Annotated in this window: 20 protein-coding genes and 1 pseudogene; 5 read left to right on the top strand and 16 right to left on the bottom strand. The window is 61.0% G+C overall.

From position 1 onward, the window contains the following. Positions 1 to 646: 646 nt before the first annotated feature. Entirely contained in the window at positions 647 to 733 is an 87-nt protein-coding gene (locus M5J06_RS12540) for a helix-turn-helix domain-containing protein (RefSeq protein ID WP_238996185.1), read from the bottom strand. Between the two features lie 119 nt (positions 734 to 852). On the opposite strand from M5J06_RS12540, the pseudogene M5J06_RS12535 reads away from it, so the two are divergent. Beyond that, a pseudogene (locus tag M5J06_RS12535) lies at positions 853 to 1,148 on the top strand (transposase); the annotation flags it as partial. Positions 1,149 to 1,237: 89 nt separating this feature from the next. On the opposite strand, the gene M5J06_RS09625 reads toward M5J06_RS12535, so the two are convergent. Then, positions 1,238 to 1,900: an SOS response-associated peptidase gene (locus M5J06_RS09625; RefSeq protein ID WP_250224529.1), complete on the bottom strand. Its 663-nt coding sequence runs from the start codon at positions 1,898 to 1,900 to the stop codon at positions 1,238 to 1,240. On the opposite strand from M5J06_RS09625, the gene aroA reads away from it, so the two are divergent. Both aroA and rsgA read left to right on the top strand, forming a co-directional pair. Next, complete coding sequence (gene aroA, locus M5J06_RS09620; protein ID WP_250224528.1) at positions 1,899 to 3,203, top strand: 3-phosphoshikimate 1-carboxyvinyltransferase; 1,305 nt, start codon at positions 1,899 to 1,901, stop codon at positions 3,201 to 3,203. The two genes, M5J06_RS09625 and aroA, sit on opposite strands and share 2 nt — an antisense overlap. After that, positions 3,196 to 4,218, top strand: coding sequence for a ribosome small subunit-dependent GTPase A (rsgA, locus tag M5J06_RS09615; protein WP_250224527.1), 1,023 nt, complete (start codon positions 3,196 to 3,198; stop codon positions 4,216 to 4,218). Before aroA ends, rsgA begins: the two co-directional genes overlap by 8 nt. Before the next feature lie 69 nt (positions 4,219 to 4,287). Here rsgA and M5J06_RS09610 read toward each other — a convergent pair whose 3' ends face one another. The 4 genes from M5J06_RS09610 to M5J06_RS09595 form a co-directional block, all read right to left on the bottom strand. Beyond that, positions 4,288 to 4,893, bottom strand: a complete 606-nt coding sequence (locus M5J06_RS09610) for a hypothetical protein (protein WP_250224526.1) — start codon at positions 4,891 to 4,893, stop codon at positions 4,288 to 4,290. A gap of 53 nt (positions 4,894 to 4,946) precedes the next feature. After that, positions 4,947 to 5,288: a hypothetical protein gene (locus M5J06_RS09605; RefSeq protein ID WP_250224525.1), complete on the bottom strand. Its 342-nt coding sequence runs from the start codon at positions 5,286 to 5,288 to the stop codon at positions 4,947 to 4,949. Positions 5,289 to 5,373: 85 nt separating this feature from the next. Beyond that, the gene (locus tag M5J06_RS09600) at positions 5,374 to 5,880 is read right to left on the bottom strand and encodes a DUF6912 family protein (protein ID WP_186312152.1); all 507 of its coding nucleotides are present in this window, start codon (positions 5,878 to 5,880) and stop codon (positions 5,374 to 5,376) included. Positions 5,881 to 5,892: 12 nt separating this feature from the next. Further along, on the bottom strand, positions 5,893 to 6,303 hold the full coding sequence (locus tag M5J06_RS09595; RefSeq protein WP_070522579.1) for an HAD-IA family hydrolase: 411 nt from the start codon (positions 6,301 to 6,303) through the stop codon (positions 5,893 to 5,895). Between the two features lie 123 nt (positions 6,304 to 6,426). Between M5J06_RS09595 and M5J06_RS09590 the strand changes: the two genes are divergently transcribed. After that, positions 6,427 to 6,948 (top strand): hypothetical protein, encoded by a 522-nt coding sequence (locus M5J06_RS09590; protein WP_246818414.1) that lies wholly within the window; start codon positions 6,427 to 6,429, stop codon positions 6,946 to 6,948. On the opposite strand, the gene M5J06_RS09585 is transcribed toward M5J06_RS09590, so the two are convergent. From M5J06_RS09585 to M5J06_RS09545, 9 genes are all read right to left on the bottom strand, one after another. Next, the gene (locus M5J06_RS09585) at positions 6,945 to 7,271 is read right to left on the bottom strand and encodes a hypothetical protein (RefSeq protein ID WP_232748448.1); all 327 of its coding nucleotides are present in this window, start codon (positions 7,269 to 7,271) and stop codon (positions 6,945 to 6,947) included. The genes M5J06_RS09590 and M5J06_RS09585 overlap by 4 nt on opposite strands. A gap of 179 nt (positions 7,272 to 7,450) precedes the next feature. After that, entirely contained in the window at positions 7,451 to 10,003 is a 2,553-nt protein-coding gene (secA, locus tag M5J06_RS09580) for a preprotein translocase subunit SecA (RefSeq protein WP_250224524.1), read from the bottom strand. Positions 10,004 to 10,278: 275 nt separating this feature from the next. Then, positions 10,279 to 10,923, bottom strand: a complete 645-nt coding sequence (gene hpf, locus M5J06_RS09575) for a ribosome hibernation-promoting factor, HPF/YfiA family (protein ID WP_070522571.1) — start codon at positions 10,921 to 10,923, stop codon at positions 10,279 to 10,281. 171 nt (positions 10,924 to 11,094) lie between these two features. Beyond that, entirely contained in the window at positions 11,095 to 11,775 is a 681-nt protein-coding gene (locus M5J06_RS09570; RefSeq protein ID WP_250224523.1) for a ComF family protein, read from the bottom strand. A 21-nt stretch (positions 11,776 to 11,796) separates the two neighbouring features. Further along, positions 11,797 to 13,506 carry an MtrAB system accessory lipoprotein LpqB gene (lpqB, locus tag M5J06_RS09565; protein ID WP_250224522.1) on the bottom strand — a complete coding sequence of 570 codons (1,710 nt, stop codon included), beginning with the start codon at positions 13,504 to 13,506 and terminating at the stop codon, positions 11,797 to 11,799. After that, positions 13,503 to 15,176, bottom strand: coding sequence for an MtrAB system histidine kinase MtrB (gene mtrB, locus M5J06_RS09560; RefSeq protein WP_256485939.1), 1,674 nt, complete (start codon positions 15,174 to 15,176; stop codon positions 13,503 to 13,505). The genes lpqB and mtrB overlap by 4 nt, the downstream gene beginning before the upstream one ends. 69 nt (positions 15,177 to 15,245) lie before the next feature. Beyond that, complete coding sequence (gene mtrA / locus M5J06_RS09555) at positions 15,246 to 15,932, bottom strand: MtrAB system response regulator MtrA (protein ID WP_070522560.1); 687 nt, start codon at positions 15,930 to 15,932, stop codon at positions 15,246 to 15,248. A gap of 1 nt (position 15,933) precedes the next feature. Beyond that, complete coding sequence (locus M5J06_RS09550; protein ID WP_070530849.1) at positions 15,934 to 16,554, bottom strand: dTMP kinase; 621 nt, start codon at positions 16,552 to 16,554, stop codon at positions 15,934 to 15,936. 33 nt (positions 16,555 to 16,587) lie between these two features. Further along, positions 16,588 to 16,941: a DUF4259 domain-containing protein gene (locus M5J06_RS09545; RefSeq protein WP_070522555.1), complete on the bottom strand. Its 354-nt coding sequence runs from the start codon at positions 16,939 to 16,941 to the stop codon at positions 16,588 to 16,590. Positions 16,942 to 17,318: 377 nt separating this feature from the next. On the opposite strand from M5J06_RS09545, the gene M5J06_RS09540 reads away from it, so the two are divergent. After that, entirely contained in the window at positions 17,319 to 18,251 is a 933-nt protein-coding gene (locus tag M5J06_RS09540; protein ID WP_070564893.1) for a DNA-directed RNA polymerase II, read from the top strand. Positions 18,252 to 18,301: 50 nt separating this feature from the next. Here M5J06_RS09540 and manA read toward each other — a convergent pair whose 3' ends face one another. Further along, complete coding sequence (gene manA / locus M5J06_RS09535; RefSeq protein WP_250224520.1) at positions 18,302 to 19,531, bottom strand: mannose-6-phosphate isomerase, class I; 1,230 nt, start codon at positions 19,529 to 19,531, stop codon at positions 18,302 to 18,304. Positions 19,532 to 19,540: the final 9 nt, after the last annotated feature.

The following is a 19,540-nucleotide window of genomic DNA, read 5'->3' as shown; positions in this document are numbered from 1 at the left end:
ACGACTACATAAACCTTCCGCCCGCAGCGGAGGGAAAGGGGGCTACGGCCCCAGTGCGGGAGTATTGCGAAACATTTGTGCGCGCATTAGCCTGAAATATGACAGCATGGTTCGTCCTTGAATTATCGCTGCACAATAAAAAGGGCCCCAACGAGTGCCAGCTCGTTGAGACCCTCGGGCCTTAGAGACCCTGGTGAAGCATCACCGCAATGAGCTTCACTGATGCGGTCGCAACGTTGAGGACTCCGCTCACCAGGTTAAGGATTACCGTTCCTTTGGTGGCGGGGTCTTTTCTTTTGCGACCGGGTGTATCCAATGAGTGTTTACCCATTGTCTACCTCCTTGTCTTGGAGTTGTCCCTTGCCAAACAAGATGCAACAGGACAGCCCGCACGTGACGCGCGGACCGCCGCGCACCGACAGAGGGAGCCACGCCCATACCCCACCACGACTGATGGGGCATGATTGTGAACCAGCCGTTACGTTAGCAGTAGCACAGGGCTGAAAGGGGGCCGGTGGTCTCCGCAGAGGAGTAAAAGGCAGGCAGCATCGAATTCCCATGCGGCCAGCCCAATCTGCGCATATTTACGCATACACACATTTCACCAGGTAAAGATGTGCATATTTACCCTCACGGCTGCGCTGCTTTAGGCGTTTTTCAATGCTCGATACACGGTAGGCCGGGTGACTCCAAACTCTCGCGCTAGTGCGGCTTTCGACTCCCCTGCCAGCACACGCTGCTTAATCTCCGTCACCTGCTGCGGGCTTAGGGCGGGTTTGCGGCCTTTGTACTTATTGGCCTTTTTCGCCAGCGCGGCGCGATCCCCTCTGCCTGGCGCTCACGGATAATGGCCCGCTCAAACTCCGCGTGAGCAAAGATGGCGTTGTACGCGTGTGCAACTTTGGTCTCTGCATTGGCCTGAGGTTTAAAACCGCAGGCTCTACTCCACGGTCACAGCCAATAACGTTGCGGAGTTCTACACGGCCCATGACGGGGGATTCCTCTTCAGCGTGCCACTGCCGATCACACTCAGCCACAGGCCACCAGGCGGTCAGATCAACATCAACCTCGTTGAAGGAATGAAACACCGCCAACCATCACGGATGAACCCAAAACTATCCAAACCACGGCCGAAACGCAGGCCATAACCATAAACCGCTAGAAATGTCCACAAACACCACGGACTCCGTGTCCAAAACCCTATGGACATAACACTCACACGCTAAAACAGGGTGAGTTAGAACAAGGTGGTCGACGGTGGTTCGTCGATAAGCTCTGCGTAGTCGTTGCGCACATTGCCCACTGCCGGGTCCGCGGGGCGTGCCTGAAAGCCCCGCACGGTGCTCGGCTCCAGAAGCGCCTCCCCCGCCAGCCAGGGCGCGATTTCCTCCGTGGCCAAAAACTTGGGCAGCCGGTGGTGCAGCCATGCCATCTCCTCCGTGGCATCCGTGGTCACCATCGTGGCCGACAGCCTATCCATACCCGTGGCCCACAGCCCTGCTGCCCACAGCAGGCCATCAGGGCTGGTGACGTAATAGGGCTGCTTCTTGGATTTCTTGTCCTCCCCAGCCTTCCACTCGTAATAGCCGTCCAGCGGGATGACGCAGCGCTGTGCTTTGAAGGCATCGCGGAAGGAGGGCTTCTCCGCCACGGTCTCCGCGCGTGCGTTGAATAGCGGCGGGCCGTCCAGATCTTTCTTCCAGTGCGGAATAAGCCCCCAGCGCGCAGGTTCCACGCGAGCGGTATGCTCCTCAACTCGGACGATGGCGATGGTCTGGGTTGGGGCGATGTTATACCGCGCCGGTGGCAGACCTTCCGGTGCGTGGACCTCCGTGATGGACTCCCACGCGCCTACTTGTTCCAGTAGGGACTCGGTGAACAGAACAAATCTTCCGCACATGCCCTTTATTATGGACTACATGTCTGATTTCTGGAGCGCACCCCAACCGTCTGGGCCCTTGTCCTGGACGCAAAACCTCCCCGGGTCAAAATCGATGACCAACCGCGCCCTCATCCTTGCTGCGCTGGCTGACTCCCCGTCTATCATCTATAACCCGCTGGTCTCCCGCGATACCAACCTGATGAAGGAGGCCTTGCAGGCCATGGGCGTGGGTATCTCCGAACAAGGCCCGCATCTTCATGTGACTCCCGGAAAGCTGCATGGAGCGAAGGTAGATTGCGGCCTGGCCGGCACAATTATGCGCTTTTTACCACCGGTGGCAGCGCTAGCGGATGGCCCCGTTGTCATCGACGGTGACCCTTATGCCCGCAATCGCCCCATGTCCACGATGACCGCGGCTCTGCGTGAGCTGGGCGTGGACATTGAGGGCGACAGCCTGCCGCTGACCATCACCCCCCACGGCGTTCCGGAGGGCGGCGAGGTCACCATCGATGCGTCCGCCTCCTCCCAGTTCGTCTCCGGTCTTCTCCTGGCCGGCGCACGCTACCGCAATGGACTGATCGTGCGCCACGAAGGCGGCACAGTGCCCTCCCAGCCACACATCCTGATGACCGTCGGTATGCTGCGCGAAGCCGGTGTCCACGTCGAGGTGGGCGAGGACACCTGGGACGTGCGCCATGGTGAGATTGAGGGCCGCGAGTGGCGTATTGAACCGGATCTTTCCAATGCCGCTCCGTTCCTTGCCGCTGCCGCCGTCTCTGGCGGCAGCGTGAGCATTCCGAACTGGCCGGAGGAAACCCACCAGCCGGGTGATGCCTTCCGAGGCATTCTGGAGCAGATGGGCGCGAAGGTCGAGTATGTCCCGCAGGCTCCCGGCGAAGAGTCTTACCTAAAGGTGACCGGCCCGCAGGAAGGCCCGCGCAGCCTGCGCGGCATCGACCTCGACATGGGCGATATCGGTGAGCTCACCCCCACTGTGGCTGCGCTGTGTGCTCTGGCCTCAACGCCGTCGACGCTGACTGGCATCGCACACCTGCGTGGCCACGAGACGGACCGCCTGGCGGCTCTCGCTGCGGAGATCAACGCCCTTGGTGGCAACGTCACCGAGCTTGACGACGGCCTCCGCATCACCCCTGCCCCACTCCACGGCGGGGTATGGCATTCCTACGCGGATCACCGCATGGCGACAGCCGGAGCCATTATCGGGTTGGCCGTTGACGGCGTCCAGGTCGAGGATATTGACACCACGTCCAAAACTCTGCCTGGCTTTGCTGATATGTGGGAGGCCATGATCCGTGGCTAGGCGCGCAAGCAGCTACGACGAATCCGATGTCCGCATCCGGCCTGGAAAGGGGTCACGACCGCGCACGAAGGACCGCCCGAAGCACAAGGATGCCAAGTTTGGCATGGTCATCACCAAAGACCGCGGGCGCTGGGGTGTCGCGCTTGATAACAACGGCCCCGTGGTTACCGCTATGCGCGCCCGCGAGATGGGCCGCACCCCCGTCGAGGTTGGTGATCGGGTCGGCGTCGTGGGCGATACCTCGGGTAAGAAGGACACCCTCGCGCGCATCGTGAAGCTCGAGGAGCGCCGCTCCGTCCTCCGGCGCACCGCAGATGACACCGACCCTTATGAGCGCATCGTGGTGGCAAACGCCGACCGCCTGCTCATCGTGAGCGCCGTGGCCGATCCGCCGCCGCGCTCCGGGTTCGTGGAACGCGCCTTGATCGCTGCCTTTGCCGGAAATATCCAGCCGGTGCTGTGTCTGACGAAGACAGACCTCACTGATCCCACCCCGTTTGCACAGGAGTTTGCGGATCTGGATGTCACCGTGGTGGAGGCTGGCGTCGACGACGGGCTGGAGCACGTCTGTGCAGCAATCGACGGCCACGTCACCGCCCTCATCGGCCACTCGGGCGTGGGAAAGTCCACCCTCGTGAACCGGCTTGTCCCCGATGCCAACCGGGAGACCGGCGAGGTTTCCGCCGTGGGCAAGGGGCGGCACACGTCGACACAGTCGGTGGCGCTGCGTTTACCCGCTGAAGGAAGCACACCACACGGCGGCTGGATCATTGATACCCCCGGCATCCGCTCCTTCGGCTTAGCCCACATTGACGCGGAGAACGTTATTGAGGTCTTCGACGATCTTGTCGAAGCCATCGAGGACTGCCCGCGTGGCTGCACGCATGCCGGGCCACCCGCGGACCCCGAATGCGGGCTCGACCTAAACATCGAAGAGGGCACGGCTTCTGCGCGCCGTCGCGATGCAGTGCGCACCCTGCTGGCGTCCCTGCGCACCAATGTTGACTGGGCTTAAGGCCCAAAGAGCCTTAAACCCGAAGCTTCCTAAAGGAAGGGGCTTGCGCGTTCTTAAGGCACCAAAGCTTTAGATCGGGAGCATTGCCGTCAGCTGCGGCGGCAGGACGGTCTTCAGGTAGGGGCCTGCCGCGCGAAGAGCCATGAGGAGCACGGCCAAGCCACCGGAAACCCCGAGGATGATAGCGCCGCCCGTGTCAATGTTGGAAGAGGTGTTGCCGCCGCCTTCCTGTTCCTTATTGAGCTCTTCTTTCTTCGCACACGCGTTGAGAGCTTTAACGTAATCAGGTGCAATCTTGCGGAAGGTCTCCACCACCGCAATGTTGTTCTTGGCGCGCTTGGCGGATTCTTCACCACCGAGTTCAGCATCTACCTCATAGCCAGCTAGGGCACGGTAGAGCTCTTCCGACTGATTCTCCACGTCACGTGCACGCTTTTCGGCGTCCTTGGGAAGAATCTTAAGGCCATCCTTCAACAGGCTGCTATCGACATCGTTGTCTTTCGACTCCGCGTTCTTAAGATCGCTCGCCTCCTCCTCGCTCAAGGTAATGGTGCACTTCTCATCCTTGATGGACGTGGTTACGGCTCCGGCCGTGGGGGCAACGACACCGCTGGCTAGGACAGCAACAGACACGGTAGAGGCGGCAACTACCCGGCGAAGACGAGAGGAAGACATGCTGAAGGGACCTTTCGATCAGGCTGACTCTTACCCCTGCAGGCTATCAGCATTTAGCCCAGCTTGGGCAGGTAATCACCGAACTCCTTGTACGCGGCCAGACCGATGCTCACGATGCCGAAAAGGATGGCGATAATAACGCCTGCCGGCCCCTGCGAAGAGCCCTCAAGAATTCGCAACCACGGAGTCTTAGGCATCACGGCCATGTCGGGGTCAGGATTGCTGGGATCCGGCTCGTTGTGAGCCGTTCCCTGAGCAGAGCTCCCCTGCGCAGTCTGAGTAGTCTGCGCTGTCGGCGCTACTGCTTCCTCAGCTCCGGCAGCTGGCGCTGAGACGAGAGATGCGGTGCTCAGGGCCGCAGCGGTGACAAGGCTAGCAAAGCGAGTTGCCTTCATGATGGTGCTCCTTTTCTGGCGACGACAATAAAGTCTCAGATTAGCACCATGCTTGAACCCACGGCGATGAAAGCCCAGAAAATACTTAGAGAAGCTCCACGAGGATAGGCAGTTCAGTCGGGTCATAGAAGGCCATGAAATTATCCAGGGCATCACCGACGGCGAGCTCAGCATCTTCGTCACCAAGGTCGGCGTTATCGATGGCGTCGATAGCCTTGGCAGTAGTGGCTTCGGACTCTTCGATGTCCACGTGGATGGCCTGAAGATTGTCCTTCGTGATGGTCGCGGGATCCAGCGCCACGACCGGTTCCCCCATGTCCGGCTTCGGGGTCACCACGGACTCGTCCACGTCGACGGAAATGACGACTCGGCGGTGCGGAAACTTCTCCTCATCACCGATAGCCAAGAGCCTCAGCGAAGCCATAGATGCTTCGAGGAAAGCGGAGTATTCGATCTCTTCCTCGTCACCCTCGGTGTAGAACTCGCGCAGCGCGGGGGTTAGCGCAAAACCCCAGCCGCTGCGGGCAGTAAGCTGGCCGGTTTCCTCGAGCTCAGCCAACATGGAAAAGGTTGCCGGCAGGAAGACGCGCACATCCTTCGACACTTAGAACTCACCTTCAATGTCGAAGACTGCCTGAACCTCTACGCTCGTGCGGTCGAAGACGGTGTAGAGCATGCCGACCATGCCGTTTTCCACCGCCGCACGTACGTTAACGATGGAGTCATCCACCATGACACAGTCATTAATCGGCAGATCAATGGCATCCGCTGCGGCTTGGAAAGCAGCGCGCTCCGGCTTCTCAGCGCCGACCTCACCAGAAAGCACAACGGCATCAACGATGCCGCGGTATTCCCACTCACGAATGTGCTCAGCGCCCGGGCCGCCCGGATCGTTGGAAAGGATTGCGGTGGCAACTCCGTTTGATTTCGCGGCGGCGAACAGATCCCGCCAGCGCTTGACGTCTTCTTCGGTGCCGTCAAGAACGCCTACAAAATCGACGATGAGTCCACGCATATTATCTACCCTTCGCATTGAACTGTGTTTATCGTCCGAAAGTATAGCGAACATACCGCCCGCCCGCTCTCACCGGCTTATGCACTGCAGTGCTCTGGCCGCATATAGGCCTACCGTGGCACAATGAACGTGCGTCCACCTTCCTTCACCGCGCCCGCCCCGAACCTAGCCTTCGCGCACTCCTCCGCCCCGCTTATCGCGGAAGAGGACGCGATCCCCATGTACACCCCCATCCCTGGGATGAGCCATTTGCAGCTGTATGTTGCCCCACAGCGTATCCGTTACGAGCGTCAACCTACTGCGGGTGACCTCGCTACGCGGAAAGAGATCCACGGGCTTGTAGTCATAGTTCTAGAAGTTGCCGCCGCGCTGCGGCCTTTAAGCCACCTCAACAACCCACGTTTTGCACCGGAAATTGCAAACCATGTCCGCGCTTGGCGGAAGGCCCAGGCGTCCTCGGAGTGGCGCGGAGGGATGGCGCTGCGTAGCTTGCATGCGCGCTCGAATGGCGAGTTCTTCGGCTCGGTGCTCATGGGATCGACGCGACGCGCCTTTACCGGCGCCGCCGTTGGACGGCACCTGAGTTCCTTCCGGTTGCTTTCAGTCGGCATACATCCCCACGGCAACGGGGAGCCGGAAGTTTAGAAAAGCGACCCCAGCTTGATCAAGATTGGCGTCCAGTCGATGCCCGCGAATGCAGCGGAAGCACTCACCAAAGCCAAACTGATACCGCCGAACATCGTGGCCCCCACTACCGGTGATTTCTTGGTGGTTTCTTCCGCACTTTCCGGCGTGGCCACTGCGCCACACTCGGTGGGAACAATGTCCTGGGAGCTGAGGACCGTGTCCTTGGCGGATTCATCTCCCTGCGAGCTCAAGACAGAAGAGAGCTGGCACTGTTCTTCGGGAGCAAGCTCCACAGCAGATGCAGCCGCGCCGCCACCCAGCAGGGTGGCAGATGCGAACACGGATAGACCTACTCGCACAGACAAGCGGCGCATACTCACTCAACCTCCGAAGAATAATAATTACTAATTTGCCAGTATATACCTAAGTGCCTCCAATAAAAAAGACGCCGCGGGGAGTACTTCCCACACGGCGCCTCGCTGCACCTCAGCGCTCAATAACGCTGTGGCGTTGGCATTTACTAGGCTTCCGCCTCGTCCGCGGCGTTCGCCTCTTCCTGAGCCTTGAACTGCTTACGCAACATAAACAGCTGGCGCACAGTTTCTTCCTTCACAGCTTCGTTCATGGCGTTGAACATGTCGCCGCCCTCCTTCTGGTATTCCACCAGAGGATCACGTTGTGCCATTGCACGCAGACCAATGCCCTCCTTGAGGTAGTCCATCTCATAGAGGTGCTCACGCCACTTCTGATCAATGATCGGCAAGATGATCATGCGCTCTGCATTGCGCATCTGGCTCTCGCCGCCGATGGCGCTGACAGACTCTTCAAGTTTGTCGTACTCGGAGTTGGCATCAGCCACCAGTGCATCGCGCAGCTGATCGGCGGAGATTTCGCCGGCGGAGCCGTACTCGGTACCGTCGACAAGCTCCTCATGCGTCTTGGTCGGCCCATACAGGGACTCCAAGGCATTCCACAGCTCGTCCAGGTTCCAATCCTCCACATAGCCGGTGGCCGTAGCACCCGCCACGTAGGCAGACACGGTGTCGTCGATCATCTCGCGGATGTTGTCCTTGATGTCGCTGGCCTCAAGGATGTCGTGGCGGGTAGCGTAAACCACCTTGCGCTGTTCGTTCAGCACCTCGTCGTACTTGAGCACGTTCTTACGCATCTCAAAGTTCTGGTTCTCAACCTGCGCCTGTGCGCCCTTAATGGAGTTGGACACCATCTTGGCCTCAATTGGCACATCATCTGGCACGTTGAGGCGGTTCATCATGTTCTCCATGGACTGGCCCACGAAGCGCACCATGAGCTCATCACGCATGGACAGGTAGAAGCGGGTCTCGCCCGGGTCACCCTGGCGTCCGGTACGGCCGCGCAGCTGGTTATCAATACGACGCGACTCGTGGCGCTCGGTGCCCAGCACGTACAGTCCGCCGGCCTCGCGGACCTGGTCACCCAGCTTCTTGGAGTGTTCCTTTTCGCGATCGATTTCGGCGTCCCAGGCCTCCTGGTACTTCTCTTCATCTTCGAAGGGATCGAGGCCGCGATCGCGCAGCTTTTCATCCAGGATGACCTCGGGGTTACCGCCGAGCACGATATCGGTACCACGGCCGGCCATGTTGGTGGCTACGGTAACGGTGCCGGGGCGGCCGGCACGGGCGACGATCTGGCCCTCTTCCTCGTGGTGCTTGGCGTTAAGCACCGAGTGCTTGATTCCGCGCTTGCTCAACAACTGGGAGAGGTATTCGGAGCGCTCCACCGAGGTTGTACCCACCAGCACCGGCTGGCCTGCGGCGACGTGTTCCTCAATGTCATCAACCACCGCGGCGAACTTCGCCTCCTGGGTCTTGTAGATACGGTCGGAGTGGTCGATACGTTGGTTCGGCTTGTTGGTCGGAATGGGCACCACATCGAGACCATAGATGGAGTGCAGCTCGGCTGCCTCGGTCTCTGCGGTACCGGTCATGCCGGAAATCTTCTCGTACAGGCGGAAGTAGTTCTGGAGCGTAACGGTGGCCAGAGTCTGGTTCTCGTTCTTAATCTCCACATTTTCCTTAGCCTCAATGGCCTGGTGCATGCCCTCGTTATAGCGACGGCCAGCAAGCACGCGGCCGGTGAAGCTATCCACGATGAGAACCTCGCCGTTGCGGACGATGTAGTCCTTATCGCGGGTGAAAAGCTCCTTGGCCTTCAGGGCGTTGTTGAGGTAGGACACCAGCTGGGAATGCTCTGGGGCGTAGAGGTTCTCAATGCCCAGCTGGTCCTCAACGAATTCCACGCCTTCCTCCAGCACACCGATGGTGCGCTTCTTGTGGTCCACCTCGTAGTGGATACCTTCGCGCATCTTCGGCGCCAGCTGGGAGAAGACGCCGTAGAACTGGGAGGAGCCGTCAACCGGACCGGAAATGATGAGCGGGGTACGGGCCTCATCGATAAGGATGGAGTCAACCTCATCCACGATGCAGAAATTATGGCCGCGCTGGACCGTGTCATTGAGCGAGCGGACCATGTTGTCGCGGAGGTAGTCAAAGCCCAGCTCGTTGTTGGTGCCGTACGTAATATCGCACGCATATGCTTCCTTGCGATCCGCAGGGCGCATCTCAGAAAGGATGACGCCCACGGTAAGGCCCAGCCAGCGGTGGACACGGCCCATCATCTCGGCGTCACGCTTGGCCAGGTAATCGTTGACCGTCACGATGTGCACGCCCTTGCCCTCCAGCGCGTTGAGGTAGGCCGGCAGCAAGGAGGTCAGGGTCTTGCCCTCACCGGTGCGCATTTCGGCGACGTTGCCGAAGTGCAGGGCTGCACCGCCCATGATCTGCACCTTGTAGTGCTTCTGGTCGAGCACTCGCCAGGCTGCCTCACGCACGGTGGCAAATGCTTCGAGAAGAATGTCATTCATCTTCTCGCCGTCCGCCAGGCGCTTCTTAAACTCGTCGGTCTTAGCCTTTAGCTCATCATCCGACAGCGCCGCGAATTTATCTTCTAGGGCAATAACATCATCTGCAATTTTAGCCAGGCGCTTGACGGTGCGTCCCTCACCGGCACGGAGCAGCTTGGAAAGTCCAAACACGTCTAGATAATCCTTCTTGTCGCGACAAATAAGTTAACTCGTCGCCATTGTACTCACTAGCTTTTCTGTAACGATTCGACACCCAACCCAAAGTGCGAATCCGGCCACTGCCCCGCGCCCCTCTTGCGGCCGCCTCCTCCCCACGCAGAGCGCGGGAGATGGGGATTAATGGATGTTAATAGAGACTTAAGAAAGCTCCCTGCCCCGCTGCGCGCGTGCGCTGCGGGGCAGGGAGCCTGTGGGCCGGAGAGCTAAGGCCCTTGAAGGATTAGGCCTTAAGCATCAGCATCCGTCAGGGAGATGAGACCGTAGTCGAATGCGTGGCGGCGGTAAACCACGGAAGGCTTGTTGTTCTCTTCGTTGATGAAGAGGTAGAAGTCGTGGCCAACCAGCTCCATCTCGCTGAGTGCATCATCAACAGACATCGGGGTGGCTGGGTGCTCCTTGAAGCGCACAACCTGGCCCGGGCGAACGTCCTCGACGGTCTCTGCGTAGGGGTCGATGTAGCGCTCTTCCTTGGCCGGCTTGGCTGCTTCAGCCTCGGCGACCAGCTCAGCAGCAATCTCACCAGTACCCTTCTGAGCGCGGTGGCCGGACTTCACGTTCTCGCGACGTACCTTGACCTTGCGCAGGGAGCGCTCCATCTTGCCCAGGGCTGTTTCGAGCGCCGCGTAGAAGGAATCTTCCTTGGCCTCGGCGCGTGCGATGTGGCCCTTACCAGTGGCGGTGATCTGCAGGCGCTCAGCCTCGGACTCGCGGCGCGGGTTCGGCTCGTGCTGCAGCTCCACGTGGAAGAACGTCAGGGTCGGATCAAGACGCTCGATCTTGGCCAGCTTTTCAGTGACGCGATCCTGGAAGTGCTCCGGAACCTCCACGTTGCGGCCGGTGATGGTGACCTGAGCGTTGGTCTGCTGGGACATTAAATGCCTCCCTATTCTCGTGGGGACTGAATGACTGCACATTCTGCGGACGCTCACAATCCTGTGATGAGGGGCTTGGCGCCCGCTTCCCTGTGACACCCCTCATGCTACCACTGGTCATAACCAACCCGGTCAGTGGCCCCCTCTGTGCATGCTTGGCGACGCCCCGCCCTACGCGTCTGCCAGCACAATCGCGCCGGCCACGTCACCCCCGATGGCCCACACGCGAGCGGCGCTGGCGCGAAGAGTCGCTCCGGTCGTGATGACGTCGTCGACAAGCAGCACACTGCGTCCCACCAGCTCGCGGGCGCAGGGCCGCAAGAGCACAGCATTGCGCATATTGTCGGCGCGTTCCACCGCGCCGAGCTGCGACTGGTCCGCACTACCTTCGGCCGTGCTCAAGGCATTGACCACGTCCCAGCCCGGAAGCCGGGCGGACGCCGCCTGGCACAGCGCAGCGACGGGATCACCACCGCGCTGGCGGGCCGACGACGCGCGTGTGGGCGCCGGCACGAGCAGCGCGGTCTCCGGAATATCGCCGCGTGCGCGCAGGTACTCGACGCCGGCAGCCAACACCGCACCGAGGTGAGCTCGCACCGCCTGGTGCCCGCGTTCCTTCATAGCGATGATGACCCCACGGCGAGTATCGGAATAGGGGCCAAGGGCCCAGGCCGGAAAACCTAGGGGTTGCGGGCGTTCCACGCGGCGTGGCACCTGTCGAAGGTGTTCCTGGCAGGCCGTGCACAGCACCCCGCCTGCGGTGGTCTCACCGCCACACCCCGCGCACGGGCGCGGCAGAAACAGTTCCAGAAGTGCGGCGGCGGCCTCCCCTATCCCCCGGTTTTTCGGCATGCTCCCCACTCTAGCGCGACTCTAGCGCGCGATGATGGGTGAGGAGCGCACGCCCTGCAGACCTTCGACCTCACGCCAATAGGAGCGCTCGGACCCGCCCGCAGGAAGCTGCAACAGGGCGTGCGCATCGGTGACGTAGTGCGTCGACAGTGAGGACGCCACCGCCACCACGGGCGCGGTGATGTTTCCGGTAGGCAGTGTTGTTGCCGAAGAACCATCTTGCTCGATGCGCCACACCGGAGAATTCGAAGCGGAGGTACCCACGAGCAGGGAGCCGTCCGTCTGCCACTCCACCGACAGCGCCGAACCGGTCAGCTCCGGGCCCACCTGGTGGACGTTGACTATGCGGCGCTCTCCCGACGTCGCGCGGGCAACCACGCCGGTGTACACGCTGCCGTCGATAATCATGGCGATGCGTGCTCCCGTGAGTGACAGACGGATGACCGAAATCTCTCCCTCCACGTTCTCCAACGCGGAGGTGTCAACCTCGGCGGTGCTCAGCTCTCCGGTGGCCGGAGAACGCGTCACGCGGACCACGTGTTTGCCGTCGACGACGGTCCACGCCACCTGGCCGCCCACCTCAAAAGTGGGGCGGGCCAAAGTCTCGCCCTTGATCGAATTCTCGAGCTCGTGGCCAAGCTCGCCCATCGTTAGCTGCGACTCCTTCTCGGAGCGCTTGCGCACGGCGGCCACCATCCCCTCATCGGAGATATCGGCGGACTGAATGTCATGAATCTGCCCGGCCATGCCCGGCACCTCGGCGCTGCCTTCACCCTTAACCTCAAGCAGCGAACCATCGTTGACTGCATAAAGCTTGGGCACCGATTGGGCGGCTACCTCGGGGTTAAACTCCGCGAAATCATCAATGGTCATCTCCTCCATGCCATCCACAAGCGGGCTGCCATCGATGGTGGCGCGGACGGAGTTCGTGATCTCGGCGTTGTTGAGGGTCCACACCAGTTGGGCGGCGAACTTAAGGCGCTCCTCCTGAGTCATCGAGGCCATGCCGCTGAACTCATAGACTCCATCATTGATTCCCAAGAAGGTGGCGTCCTTGGGGATCAGGCTGGAGGTTGCTGGCGCGATATCGGAAGATGGTCCCTGCAGCAAAAGCGTGACCAGCTCCGAGGCAATCGAATCCTTTCCCGAATAAAGCCAGCGACGATCCGCCACAAGCAGGCGTTGAGTCGTATCGAAAAAGTACAGCGACTGCGGCCGATAGCGATTGCGCAATTCGGTGCGCTCAATCACGGCACCGGTAGGCAGATCCGTAATGCGCCATTGCCCATTGAATTGGCGCAGTCGAACGGTCGCCTCAAGACGCGAGTTATCGGGGACATAGGCCCCGCCATTGGCCAGACGGCCGATGATATTGCCGCGCACCGAATACTCCAGGGCACCGTCCTCCATGTTCGAGGTCACCAGATCGATGGAATCCACCACGAGAACGGTGTCAGTAGGGTCCCACGAGTTGGCTATCTCAGAGGAAAGGAAGGTGCGTGCGGCAGCGTAGTTGCCGGTGGGAATCGCCACGGCCGAATAGAAGTCACGGACAAGCAAGTCAGGTTCGCTATCGGCGCGCGGCTCGACGACGGCATCGTCGGCCCGGTCATGCGGTTCGAAGGTACTAATAACCTGTGGATCGGTGTTATGCGGCAACGTCGAACAACCAACGAGAGCGGTGAGTGCGACGCAACTGAGTACTGCGAGCGGGCGGCGGGCTGAAATCATCGCTGAGCCTCCTCCTCGAAGTCGGGCACGCTGTCTTGGTTAAAAGGCGGCTCCACAGCGCGGGCCTCACGCTCGGAGGGCCACACAATCCCGTTGTCCGTTTCTGCTTTAACCGCAGGAGCCTCCGGATCAGCGCTCAGCTCAAGAGCGGATTGTTCCTCTGCTTCTATGGGCTTCGGTGCCCCCGGCACTTCCAGAGCAATGGGCTCGGACTCCACCTGCTGCCCCGGAGTGCGTGGAAGGATCAATCGGAAGCGCGAACCGACGCCGTAGTAGCCGATGGCGTCGAGCGTGCCGCCATGGAGCACGGCATCCTCGCGAGCGATGGCAAGGCCCAAGCCGGTTCCACCAGAATGGCGCTTGCGCGAAGAATCCGCGCGCCAGAAGCGGTTGAACACCAGCTCTTCTTGGCCTTCCTTGAGACCCACGCCGGAGTCGGTGACGGCGATGCCGACGGCATCCTCAGTCGCGCCGACGTCCACGATGACGGGATTGCCCTCAGAGTGGTCGATGGCGTTCGCAAGCAGGTTGCGCAGGATGCGCTCGACGCGACGCGAATCGCATTCCACGGCGACGGGTTCCTCCGGCACATGAACGACGACCTCCACTCCGAGCTCCGAGGCGAGGTGCTCCACTTGGCTTAGCGCGGAGTCCACGCAGGAGCGAATGTCGATGGATGCCGTGGAGAGGTCAGCCACGCCGGCATCGTGGCGAGAGATCTCCAACAGGTCCGCGAGCAAGTCCTCGAAGCGGTCCAGCTCCTTGATGAGCAGCTCCGCCGAGCGCTTGGTGTAGGGGTTGAATTCATCCGCATCTTCCGCGATGACATCCGCCGCCATGCGCACCGTTGTCAATGGCGTGCGCAGCTCGTGGGACACGTCAGAAGTGAACTGCCGCTGGAGATCGCCATACTCCTCCAGTTGGGTGATCTGCTTAGACAGCTTATCTGCCATGTCGTTAAAGGAGGAGGCGAGGCGGCCCATTTCATCGTCTGAGTTGACCACCATGCGCTCACGCAGGTGGCCGGCAGCAAAGCGCTGCGCAATACGCGAGGCGGAGCGAATCGGGACGATCACCTGCTGGGTGGCCAGCCAGGCGATGCCGACGAGGAGGACAACCACCACCACTCCGGCAGCCGAGAGCAAACCACGCATGAGCGCCATCGCGGATTCCTCAGATTCCATGGACAACACGAGGTAGACCTGGGTATTCGGGATGTCGCTTTCAATGGGCGTGCCCACCATCAGCGCGTTGTAGGTTGCTCCCGATTGCTGGTCCACCGTGGCGTATTGCTGCACGACTTGGCCCCGGCCAACGAGCTCGCGCATCCCGTCGGGGATGCGGTAGCCCTCCGGGGACGTCGTGGCCGTGCCGTCGGAATTCTCCACGACGATGACTGGTTCATACACGGCCTGGGCGTCGAGTTGTTGCGCCGATAATTGGCCCAAGGCGGCGCGTGCAGAATTGATGCGCACCTGCGTTGAGTTTGCCGTACCGGTGGCATCGATCTGCTGTTCCACGGCCACACGGGCGCGATCGAGCTCCTGTAGCGCCGTGTCCTCCTTCTGGCTCACTAGTTGCTGCGTCAGCACTGACACCAGCGCGTAGGCCAGGATGATCATGACCACCGTGGAAGCCACCAGCATCATGCCCAGGACACGTGTCTGCAGGGAGGTGCGCCAGCGCTCGACGACGCCATCCCGGACTCGCCTTAACCAACCAAAAATAGCGGCAGTCCTTTACTCGGCGGTTTTCCCGGTCTTATACCCCACGCCGCGCACGGTGAGGACGATACGCGGATCCTCGGGGTCGTGCTCAATCTTCGCGCGCAGGCGCTGGACGTGCACATTGACGAGGCGCGTATCGGACGCGTGGCGGTAACCCCAGACAGATTCAAGCAGCGCCTCGCGAGTATGCACCTGGCCGGGCTTGCGCGCCATCTCCAGAAGAAGGTCGAACTCCAGCGGAGTCAGCGAGATCTCCTCGCCGCCCTTGCGGGTAACGGTGTGCTCGGGGACGTCGATAAGCAGGTCCCCCACCTCAATAATTTCTCCCGTGCCCCCATCGATTCGACGCAGGCGCGCGCGGATACGGGCGATGAGCTCCTTCGGCTTGAAGGGCTTGGTGATGTAATCATCCGCACCCGATTCGAGGCCGAGAACCACATCAACGGTGTCTGTCTTCGCCGTCAGCATGACGATGGGCACCGAGGACTCAGTACGAATGGCGCGGCAAATATCCACGCCATTCATGCCCGGAAGCATGAGATCCAACAGGATCAGATCCGGGTCATGCTCGCGGAAGGCCGGGATCGCCTCATTTCCATCGTTAACGGCAATAGGCTCCAGCCCTTCTGCCTCGAGCACGATGGTGAGCATTTCGGCGATTGCCGGGTCATCATCCACGACCAAGATTTTCGGTGCCACTTTATTGTTCTCCTACAAGCTCCTTGACAGCTTGGATAATCATATCGGCATCCGCGGTGGCGATCCACCGCCCTGCCCACTGCTGCTCTGCTAAGCGACGGTAGGCGGCCGCCGTGCGAGACTGCAACGCGGCATCGCGCTCATAGCGGTCGCGGTTGCGCCCTTCATCCTCTGCTGCACGGGCCACGGCACGCTGACCGGCAAGGGCGACGTCGGTATCCAAAAAGATCTGCAGCTGCGGCACCGGCAGGCCGAAGCGTTCAAACTCGAGCTCATAGATCCAATCGACGATGAGCTCACCGCCGACCCGCGCGGCGGAATACGCAGCGTTGGACGCCACATAGCGATCCAAGATGAGCAGGCTATCCGTGGACTCAGCGGCGGCAAGGAGCTGCTCTTTGGCTCCGTGCCGATCCAGCGCAAAGAGCGTAGCCATTCCATAGACCGAATCGGTCAGATCCCCCATACGCCCATACAGGGCCTCCTGCGCGAGCTGCGCATGGATGGACTCTTCGTAGCGGGGAAAGCTCAAGACTTCGACATCGCAGGCTAGTTCTTCCCGCAGGCGCTGGGTAATGGTGTTTTTACCCGCGCCATCGATTCCTTCAATACTGATCAGCATGCTGTTATATCTAGCGTGTACCTAGTGCTGCCGTTAGGACAAGGCCTCGATGAAGGGCTCGAGGTCGTAGTCTTCCTCGACCTCTTCGAGCAACTCCAGGGCATGTTCGTTGAGGTTTTCGCTGCCGGATCCGGCGAGATCCCGGATGAAGGGATAGTCTTCGACGACTTCTCCGGCGCTGAACGGGGCGCCTGCCCAGATCGCGGCTATCGTGGCCGCCGCCAAGGCGTTACGCTGCTCCTCCTCGGTCTGTTCTTCGCCCGAGACCGCAAGCGCGCAGGCATCATCTACCGCGGCAACGATTTCTTCATCCTCAAGGTCTGCCAGTTCATCCAGGAAGTCGACGTTGACCTCGTCGGCGAAGATGTCCTCATCCCATGAGCTCATTGCTTTCTCCTTCATCCTTAAGTGAATTAGGGGTCTGTGTTTTTATCCGCGTTCGTGTATCCACGGTGGGCCGGTGCAGCTTCGCGGGCGGGCGCTCCGCGCAGCCGGTATCTAATCCAATTTCTACCATTCTTTAGATGCCCTCATGCAAGGCTTCGGTCAAGAGCGCGGTTTTATTACGGTCACATCGCTCCGTGCCGTCTTCCGACTGCCTCTCCTCCTGTCCTCCTCCATATGCTGCATTTCGCCCACTGCCCTATGCCACGCCTAAACGGGGAATTTTGCCCAGGCCATTTACTATCTCCGGATTCGTGTTATCGTTGTTACCGACTTGTGACATTTACGCAGGCTTTTGTGCAGGAAGGAGAGCACCCCGCATGACGAGCAGTTCACGCCGCATCTTGGTCTTTGTCGCGGCCGGCCTCCTCTGTGCCGTCGCCGTAGGCGTCGCAGTGTGGCGCATGAGCGCGCCCGAATCCGTCGTGTCTAAGCCCTCCGCTGCCACCGCCGTGTCGAGCACCGCGTCTTCCGCTCCCTCGACAACGCATTCCTATACCACCACGGCTGCCCCGACATCCACGCAACCGAAGCAATCGAAAACTAATGTCGCCGCGCCGGCGGAGGATCCCTACCTGGCACCGAATGCCGTGGTGAACCGCACGGAGCCGGTTGGCCCCACGGCCGTCTACCGCCCGGACAATGTTTCCTCACTGCAGAACCAGCAGCCGCAGGCAACTCCGAACAATCCGTACCCGCAGGCGCCGGTCAGCACGGCCCCTGCCGTGCCGCCAACGGACGGCTCTACTCCGGCCTCCGAAACACCGATTCCGGGTACTCCTCAGCAAAGCTCCGAGCCCACTCAGCCGTCGGCCACGCCGGAATCTCAGACCGCCGTGCCGCAAGAGGGCCCAGTGGAGGACCAGGACGGCAACCAGCCCGCTGAGCAGCCGCAACCCAAGGAACCTACGCCCTCGCAGAACACTGGAGTTCCTGAACCGCTTGGCTCCTTCATCCCGCACCCCGCCGGGTTCACTCAGAACGCGCCCGCGCCTGATGCGGAGCCGAAAGCGCAACAGGGCGAGCCTATCGATGCCGCTCCACAGGGCGGCGAGGTACAAGGCGCCGATGTAGTGGAAGCAGTGGAGCGCGAATCCGCGGCTTACCGCACCAACGAGGCCGCCCCGACTCCCGCCGCGCCGACGGATGATGCTCCCGCGGCGGAAGAGCCTTCCGCAGCGACCCCCACCGCTGCTCATTTAGCCGACAACGGCGAAACTACCGCCGCATCAGCATTGACGCAGTCCGCCTAATACCCGCGCCGTTAACTCAACGGCAGCAGAGTTAACGAAACAGCCGCAGACTAAACGCGGGCGATAAACACCTCGGCGTCTTCGCCACCGGTGGAACGAACGATGGCGGCCGGGTCGCTAGCGGGAATCCACGCCGCGTGACCCGCGCCAAGGCTGACGTTTTCTGCCTCGGCATTGCTCAGTGCCACCGAGCCGGAGGTGCACAACACAATCATGGGGCCATCGCTGTCGACCTCGACACTCTCCTCACCAGAAAGCTCGACGCGATCCAGCAGGAACTCCTCAATCGGCACTGGGTAGGACCATGCCTCTGCACCCTTTATGCCTCCTGTCTCGGCTGCGTCTTTCAGGTCCACGCGCGGATCTTCTGCCGCCTGGTAGGTGAGGACTTTAACCAGCTCGGGGACGTCAACAAACTTCGGGGTCAGGCCACCGCGCAGCACGTTATCGGAGTTAGCCATGATCTCTACACCCAGGCCAGAGACATAGGCATGCAGCTGCCCAGCGTCAAGGTAAATCGCCTCCCCCGGCTGCAGGACGATGTGATTGAGCAGCAACGCGCCCAACACGCCGATATCCCCCGGATATTGCTCGTTGAGCTTGGCCACGGTTGCCATCACGGTGGCCATCCACGGCTCGCCCACCTGGTTGCCGCGCAGGCGCTCGCCCGCCGCTACCACCGCGCTGATCAGCTCCTTGCGCTTGGCACCCGGGATCGTAATCCACGTGGTAAACAGCGCGCGGAGGCTGTCGCCTTCAGCGGCAGGATCGGTGTCGAGCATGCCCTCGTAGTGAGCCAGTTCTTCGCAGTCCAAGGCCGCAAAGAGGCTGCGGGTCTGCGCTAGCGGACGGAAACCCGCCATGGCGTAGAACTCCGTGAGCGCCACGATGAGCTCTGGCTTGTGGTTGTCATCCTTGTAGTTGCGGTTTGACGCCGTGAGGTCGATTCCCGCCGCGTTCTCGCGGGCGAAACCTTCCTCGGCCTGCTGCTTCGAAGGGTGCGCCTGCAGCGACAGCGGCTCTGCAGCCGCCAAAATCTTCAGCAAGAAGGGAAGGCCGGCGCCATACTTGTCAGCCACCCGCTGCCCCAGCTGGCCTTGCGGATCCGCCGCGATGATCTCATCCAGCTTTTCTCCCTCAATCGTTGAGGGATCCGCCGGGTGCGCACCAAACCACAGCTCAGCAACCGGGCTTTGAGCCTCGGGCTCGCCGAGCAGCGTCGGAATCAGCGTGCGCGAGCCCCACGAGTAATTGCGGGCAGCACTGGTGAGCAACTTCATTGACTTCCT

The sequence above is a fragment of the Corynebacterium intestinale genome (genome assembly GCF_023574125.1).
GTDB lineage: Bacteria > Actinomycetota > Actinomycetes > Mycobacteriales > Mycobacteriaceae > Corynebacterium > Corynebacterium hesseae.
This window is presented reverse-complemented; position numbering and strand designations above follow the sequence as displayed.